This window comes from Corynebacterium sp. CCUG 69979, assembly GCF_024454095.1.
Classification (GTDB): Bacteria; Actinomycetota; Actinomycetes; order Mycobacteriales; family Mycobacteriaceae; genus Corynebacterium; species Corynebacterium genitalium.
In genome coordinates this window covers 23,325-30,027 of the sequence record NZ_JAGPZA010000022.1, presented here as the reverse complement: position 1 = coordinate 30,027, position 6,703 = coordinate 23,325, and the positions used below count along the sequence as shown (strand labels likewise).

7 protein-coding genes and 1 other RNA gene are annotated in these 6,703 nt (G+C 60.8%); 1 reads left to right on the top strand and 7 read right to left on the bottom strand.

Translation table 11 applies throughout. The features are described 5' to 3' along the window. Positions 1-169: 169 nt before the first annotated feature. From ssrA to ftsE, 5 genes are all read right to left on the bottom strand, one after another. Positions 170-551, bottom strand: a transfer-messenger RNA (tmRNA) gene (gene ssrA / locus KBX18_RS10510). A gap of 64 nt (positions 552-615) precedes the next feature. Beyond that, the gene (locus KBX18_RS10505; RefSeq protein WP_255996006.1) at positions 616-1,269 is read right to left on the bottom strand and encodes an SDR family oxidoreductase; all 654 of its coding nucleotides are present in this window, start codon (positions 1,267-1,269) and stop codon (positions 616-618) included. Between the two features lie 26 nt (positions 1,270-1,295). Beyond that, positions 1,296-1,784 carry an SsrA-binding protein SmpB gene (smpB, locus tag KBX18_RS10500; protein WP_005291508.1) on the bottom strand — a complete coding sequence of 163 codons (489 nt, stop codon included), beginning with the start codon at positions 1,782-1,784 and terminating at the stop codon, positions 1,296-1,298. Positions 1,785-1,787: 3 nt separating this feature from the next. Further along, entirely contained in the window at positions 1,788-2,690 is a 903-nt protein-coding gene (ftsX, locus tag KBX18_RS10495; protein WP_255996003.1) for a permease-like cell division protein FtsX, read from the bottom strand. Next, positions 2,690-3,379 (bottom strand): cell division ATP-binding protein FtsE, encoded by a 690-nt coding sequence (ftsE, locus tag KBX18_RS10490; RefSeq protein ID WP_005291511.1) that lies wholly within the window; start codon positions 3,377-3,379, stop codon positions 2,690-2,692. The genes ftsX and ftsE overlap by 1 nt, the downstream gene beginning before the upstream one ends. A gap of 184 nt (positions 3,380-3,563) precedes the next feature. On the opposite strand from ftsE, the gene KBX18_RS10485 reads away from it, so the two are divergent. After that, positions 3,564-5,180, top strand: a complete 1,617-nt coding sequence (locus tag KBX18_RS10485; protein WP_005291513.1) for a class I adenylate-forming enzyme family protein — start codon at positions 3,564-3,566, stop codon at positions 5,178-5,180. On the opposite strand, the gene KBX18_RS10480 is transcribed toward KBX18_RS10485, so the two are convergent. Continuing rightward, positions 5,151-5,543 carry a DUF805 domain-containing protein gene (locus tag KBX18_RS10480; protein WP_005291515.1) on the bottom strand — a complete coding sequence of 131 codons (393 nt, stop codon included), beginning with the start codon at positions 5,541-5,543 and terminating at the stop codon, positions 5,151-5,153. The genes KBX18_RS10485 and KBX18_RS10480 overlap by 30 nt on opposite strands. 52 nt (positions 5,544-5,595) lie before the next feature. Then, positions 5,596-6,690 carry a peptide chain release factor 2 gene (gene prfB, locus KBX18_RS10475; protein WP_255995999.1) on the bottom strand — a complete coding sequence of 365 codons (1,095 nt, stop codon included), beginning with the start codon at positions 6,688-6,690 and terminating at the stop codon, positions 5,596-5,598. Positions 6,691-6,703 lie beyond the last annotated feature (13 nt).

The following is a 6,703-nucleotide window of genomic DNA, read 5'->3' as shown; positions in this document are numbered from 1 at the left end:
GAGCACTACATCGACACATCCCGCAACTACCAAAAACCATACTGGCGAAAAGGCCAACCCCCACTGACCTGAAAACCACAACCGGCGCCTTGGAAAAAATAAACACCAAGACGCCGGTTTGTCCACCATGTCGCGACTCATATGTCAACAATGTCGCGACTGATGACAGTTGTGGAGATGGCGGGAATTGAACCCGCGTCCTTCGCCACCGCACCAGGGCTTCTCCGTGCGCAGTCCGCACAGATCTCTGCTCGACCCTCCGGATCAGGCGAACATGTCCGGATGATGGGCCCAGTCAGTGAGAGGTGTCCCCTTCAATCACCGCACTGACACGGTGGAAGGGCAAGCTCCCTAGTCGATGCCAGGGTCCGGGACGGGAGCGAGCCCGGCCTGACAGACACGCGGTCGCTACTTAGGCAGCGAGGGCGTAGTCACGCTGAGAGTTCTTCTCTGCGCTTATAACATGCTGCGACGCTTCAATCGGTGGTCTCCAGCCTGCACCGGCACGCTTCCCCTGGCTTAGTCGGCGAAGTCGAAACCAAGTCATCCCCTTGGAGTGAACTTCACTTCCCTCCTGCGGCGGGAACGTACAGTAACACCGCAGGAGCAGTTACTTTACATCCCTGACGGGGCCACACGCAAGTGCTCGACAGTCGCGCCCGGCCCCGCGTCGACCGCCAAGCGCACGGCGTTGGCCACGTTGCCCGCGTCCATCTTCGGCCGGTCGCCGTGGTTCGGGTCCGCCAGCATGTCGGTGTCGGTCCGGCCCGGGTGGATCGAGGTCACACGGATGCGCCCCTTCTCCTCCAGCCGCAGTGAATCGGTGAAACCGCGCAGCGCGAACTTCGAGGCGCAGTAAGCGGTGTTCTCTTCCACCCCGTGGAAACCGGCGCCGGAGTTGATGGTCACAAGCAGGCCACCCGATCGTCGCAAAGCAGGCAGCAATGCGCGCGTGAGCGTAACGGGCGCGAGCACGTTGATATCCATCGTTTCACGCCATTGCTCATCGGAGATCTGCTCGAAGGGATCCTTGTGCAGGACACCAGCGGCAAGGACCACCACATCGACGTTCTCGATCCGCGAAGCAGCCTCAAGCAATGCCTCGGTATCGCGCAGGTCGACTTCGAACGGTTCCGCGCTGGGCAACGCACCGACAATATCGGACGCGTCGCGCGACGCCCCGGCGATGATGTGATGGTCCTTACCCAGCTCCTCCGCGATCGCGCGACCGATGCCGCGGGACGCCCCTGTCACTAACGCTGTTTTCATGCCACCAAGTCTAGGTGGAAACAGGCTTAAGCCTTGATCCCCTTCAGCTTCCGCCCCAGATCACGGGTGATCTCGCGGTCCTCGGTGCGCTGCTTGATGGCGCGGCGCTTGTCGTAATCCTGTTTACCTTGGGCCAGACCAAGCTCGACCTTGACCCGGCCCTCCTTGAGGTAGAGCTTCAGGGGAACGAGGGTGCGATTGCCGTCGCGCAGTTTGCCCTCGAGGGTGTCAATCTCGCGACGGTGCAGCAGCAGTTTGCGGGTGCGGCGCGGTGAGTGGTTCGTCCACGACCCCATCGAATACTCGGGGATGTGCAGGTTGCGCAGCCACACTTCACCGTTGTCGATGGTGGCAAAGGCTTCGACGAGGGACGCTTTGCCGTCGCGAAGCGACTTGATCTCCGTGCCCTGCAGCACGATGCCTGTCTCGTAGGTATCCAGGATCGTGTAATCGTGGCGCGCCTTGCGGTTGGAAGCAATGACGTTGGAGCCGTCGGTTTTCTTCTTCTTGGCCATAGGCTACTTCCGGACGTAGGAGCGCAGCGCGACCTGCGCGACAAGGCCGGACACGACCAGCGCGGCGAGGCTGACCAGCGGCATGACGGTCCACACCGCGGAATCCGGCAGACGGGCAATGAGCAGATTCTGGTAGACGGGGTCGAGCATCTGGTCGACAATCTGGGTCTTGATCAGCCACACGCCAACCGTAGCGATGATCCCGCCGATGAGCACCGAGAGAGCTGCCTCGAGAATGAACGGGGCCTGCGTGAACCAGCGGCTGGCACCCACCATGCGCATGATGCTGATTTCCTCGCGGCGCGAATACGCCGCCAGCTGCACCATGTTGGAAATCAGGAAGATCGCAGCAAGCGCCTGAGCCGCCGCGATGATGAAGGTGGCGTTGCGGAACGAATCCATCGAGTCAGCGAGACCGCGGACATCACTGGCTTGGTCAGCCACGTAGGCGACCTGGGGCAGGTCGCGGACAGCATCAATCGGCGACGTATCCGTCGGATCCTCCAGCCGCACGTGCAGTGCAGCCGGCATCGAATCGCGGGATGTCTCCTCCACCAGGACCGGGTCAGACTCCTTGAACAGCTCAACGAAGCGCTCGTAGGACTGATCACGGTTGCGGAAAGTCACTGACTCGACGCGTTCATCGGCCTGCAAGGTATCGCGCACCTGCGTGCAGCTTTGCGACGAACAATCCTTGTCCGTCTCCGAAACCTCATCACTGAGTTCAACCATGACTTCGACGCGGTCGAGATACAGGTCCTTCGTCTCGCTGGTTACCTGTGACATGAGGATGCCGGCGCCCACGAGCGCCAAGGACAGAGCCGTGGTGATGATCAGCGCGACCGTCATGGTGAGGTTGCGGCCCAAACCGCGGAAGCCCTCACGGAAGATGAAGTTCCAGTTCATTAGCTTTCCCTCCCGTAGACACCGTGCTTATCGTCGCGGATGAGCTTGCCCAGGTGGAGCTCAATGACGCGTTTGCGCATGTCGTTGACCGCACGGGCGTTGTGCGTGGACATCACCACTGTCGTTCCCATCCGGTTGATCCGGGCGAGCAACGCCATGATGTCGTCGGCGGTGGAGGGGTCGAGGTTGCCGGTAGGCTCGTCGGCAAGCAAAAGCCGAGGGCGGTCGACAAACGCGCGCGCGATCGCCACACGCTGCTGCTCACCGCCGGAAAGCTCATTCGGCATCCGGTTCGCTTTGGCATCGAGCCCAACAATCTCGAGGGCCTCCGGAACAAGCTTGTTGATCTTCGTCTTCGACTTACCGATCACCTCGAGGGCGAATGCAACGTTGTCGTAGACGTTGAGCTTCGGCAGCAACCGGAAGTCCTGGAAGACATATCCGATGGACTGACGCAGCTTGTTCACCTCGCTCCCCTTGAGGGCGTTGACGTGGAATTTGTCGAAGTAAATGTCGCCGGAGGTGACGTTCTCTTCGCGGATGAGCAATTCCAGGAAGGACGATTTGCCCGAGCCGGACGGGCCGATGAGGAAGACGAACTCCCCGTTTTCGATGTCGACGGAGATGTCGTCGAGCGCCGGCCGCGTGGACGTCGGGTACACCTTTGTCACGTTGGAGAAAGTGATCACCCGTGTCACTCTAGTGACAGATCGCGCCCGGTTAGAAATCACGCGCCCCATAACCGCAGGTACTCAGACGTGCACGGTACCCCTTACCGCGGACCAGCAGATTCTTTCCCCTCACTCACCATCTGGCTCCGAACCTCTATAGTGACCCTTACCCGTGTAACTCACATCACATATCGGAGGGATCATGACCGATTACCGCTTTCAGCCGTGGCACGAATTTCATCAGGGAATCGAAGGATCACGCCTCCGGGATTCCTTCCGCTCTCTGACCGGCCAAGAGTTCGCCGAAGAAGTAGACATCCTCGCCCACCAGCTAGCCGCGATGGGCGTCGGCCCCGGCGACGTCGTAGCCACGTTCTTGCCCAACCGCCTTGAACTGCTGACCACCATGGCGGCGGCATGGCGGCTGCGGGCCGCGTGCACACCCATGAACCCGACCTTCGCGGCACCTGAATCCGCCTACCAGATCGAGGATTCCGGTGCGAAGGTCGTGGTGACCACGAACGACTTCGCCGCCCGTCAACCAGAGGACTACTTCCCCGGCGCTCGCGTGGCACCCCTCTTCGAGCTCGCAGTATCCGGCCAGCACCGCGAACATGAAGTGCCCAGCTCCCCCAGCTCCTTGCCCGAGCCACCTTCAGCCGATGACATCGCGCTACTGGTCTACACCTCCGGATCTACTGGCCGTCCGAAAGGCGTTATGCTCAGCCACAGCAACCTCAACGCCATGGTGGAAAGCATCTCCGGCGCCCTGGACATGGACGGTGAGATCCACGCGCTGATGCCGTTGCCGCTGTTTCACTCCAACGCGATTCTGGTCAGCTTCCTCGCGCCGTACAGCCGCGGTGGCAAGGTGACCATCCTCGACCGCTTCAACCCAATGGAGTTCATTTCCGCCGTGGCACAGTACCGGCCGACATACTTCTCCGCCGTGCCGGCAATCTTCGCTTACCTGCTGCAGCTGCCGCCGGACTCCGGTGTCGACTTCTCCAGTCTCGAGTTCGCTGTCTGCGGCGCCGCACCGGCCTCCGTGCAGCTCATCGAATCCTTCCAGCAGAAGTACGGTGTGAAGATCCGCGGCGCGTACGGCCTGACCGAGGGAACCGTCGGCTCGACCGCTGTCCGCCTTGACGACGACCCGCCCGCCGGCACCGTGGGCCGAGCCCTACCGGGACAAGAAGTGCGCATCAGCGACGGCGAGGGCGGCTTTCTGCCCACTGGGGAAGCCGGAGAGGTGGTGATCAAAGGCGACAACGTCATGGTCGGCTACCTCAACCGGCCAGAGGAAACCGCGAAGACCGTCGTCGACGGCTGGCTCCACACTGGCGACGTCGGCTACTTGGACGACAACGGTTTCCTGTTCCTCGTTGACCGGATCAAAGACATGATCATCCGCGGCGGAGAGAACCTCTACCCCTCCGAGATTGAGAACGCGCTGAACACCCACCCTGACGTTGTCGAATCCGCTGTGGTCGGGTTGCCGCACGAAGTGCTTGGGGAAGTCCCCGTCGCCTACGTGAGCAATTCCGACCCCGCCACTGTCGACACAACCGCACTATTGGATCACGTCCGTCCCCTGTTGGCCAAGGTCAAGTGGCCGGTACACATCACTACCGTGGAAGATCTGCCGCGCAATCCCGTCGGCAAGGTGGACAAGCCCACAATGCGCGATATGGCGATGCGAGAGTTCCTCCAGCAGGAAGCAAAGACAACGGAGAATAGCTGCTCAAGCACGGTGGAAAGCACCGCACACCACGACAGGGCGACCGGTTCATTCAGAACCTTCGCTGTCCATGCTTGAGGTCATCTCCGATGGCATGAGAGTCATGATCATGATGGCTATCGATCCAAGTACAGGCACAAAGACGAGAATCGTCAGAAGCCCTGAAAAACCCGCGTCTTGCAGCCTCCTCGAGATCAGTGCCAGAAACGGGATCAGAAGAATGACCCCGACCACCTTGCCAACCGGAATTCCGAAGTGAATCTCGAGCATACTGACCGGGATTGAGCCCACAGTGATAGCAAGAAAGACCCACCAATACTCGCTCCGCGAGGCTCGTCCCTTGAAAACAAAGAACTTCGCAAAAAATCTGTACACCGCTTGCGACAGAGACGCATCCCGCAGGGGCTTGTCCAGATTCGTACTAGAGCGCGCTTCACCCATAAAAAGGCTCCTTACGCCGAACGAGTCATTGCCTACCTAAGCCATAGTCAGATCATGCAGATTCGGTGCTGCGCCAACGAATGCCGCTTTCGAGGAACCCGTCGATGTCGCCATCGAGCACCTTCTGCGGGTCGCCTACTTCGTAGTTGGTGCGTAGGTCTTTGACCATTTGGTACGGGTGGAGGACGTAGGAGCGCATCTGGTTGCCCCAGCTGGCGTTGCCGCCAGCACCGAGGGCGTCGAGCTCAGCTTTTTCTTCCTGCCGTTTGCGCTCAAGCAGCTTGGACTGCAGGACGTTCATGGCGGAGGCCTTGTTCTGAATCTGCGACTTTTCGTTTTGGCAGGTCACCACAATGCCGGTGGGCTCGTGGGTGATGCGCACCGCCGAGTCGGTGGTGTTGACCGATTGGCCACCAGGACCGGACGAGCGATAGACGTCGATGCGGATTTCCGAGTCCGGGATGTCGATGTGGTCAGTCTTCTCCACCACCGGCAGAACTTCGACTTCGGCGAAGGAGGTTTGACGGCGCCCCTGGTTGTCGAACGGCGAGATGCGCACCAACCGGTGCGCACCCTGCTCGACGGATAACTGGCCGTACATGTACTCGCCGTGCACGACGAACGTCGCCGACTTGATGCCGGCCTCCTCGGCGTAGGAAATGTCGTAGACATCGACCTTGTGCCCGTTCTTCTCCGCCCAACGGATGTACATGCGCATGAGCATCTCTGCCCAATCCGCCGCGTCGACGCCGCCTGCTCCGGAGCGGATGTTCACCACCGCTTCGCGCTGGTCGTACTCGCCCGACAACATTGTGGTCACTTCGAGGGTTTCGACGGCCGTGGTCAGGTCAGCGAGTTCATCCTCGGCAAGCGTGTAATCGCCCTCTTCCGCGGCGAGCTCGTACATGACGGGCAAGTCGTCGATACGCTGGCGTAGGCTGCGCACCCTGCGCACGCGCGCTTGGACGCTGGAGAGTTCAGTGGTCACGCTCTGAGCGTGCTCGGGGTCGTCCCACAGGCTCGGGTCGGCGGCCTGCTGCTCCAGCTCGCGCGCCCGGGCGTCCATCTCCTCGAGGTCCATGACCTTCTCAATGGTGGTCAAGGTGGAGTCGAGCGACTGGATGCGGTTGCTGGTGTCGGGATTCATGTAAGCGCAGTGT

Bases quoted from the DNA above. Each gene is read 5' to 3' on its own strand.
- KBX18_RS10505 (WP_255996006.1), bottom strand. From the start codon at position 1,269: ATGAAAACAGCGTTAGTGACAGGGGCGTCCCGCGGCATCGGTCGCGCG.
- smpB (WP_005291508.1), bottom strand. From the start codon at position 1,784: ATGGCCAAGAAGAAGAAAACCGACGGCTCCAACGTCATTGCTTCCAAC.
- ftsX (WP_255996003.1), bottom strand. From the start codon at position 2,690: ATGAACTGGAACTTCATCTTCCGTGAGGGCTTCCGCGGTTTGGGCCGC.
- KBX18_RS10485 (WP_005291513.1), top strand. From the start codon at position 3,564: ATGACCGATTACCGCTTTCAGCCGTGGCACGAATTTCATCAGGGAATC.
- KBX18_RS10480 (WP_005291515.1), bottom strand. From the start codon at position 5,543: ATGGGTGAAGCGCGCTCTAGTACGAATCTGGACAAGCCCCTGCGGGAT.
- prfB (WP_255995999.1), bottom strand. From the start codon at position 6,690: ATGAATCCCGACACCAGCAACCGCATCCAGTCGCTCGACTCCACCTTG.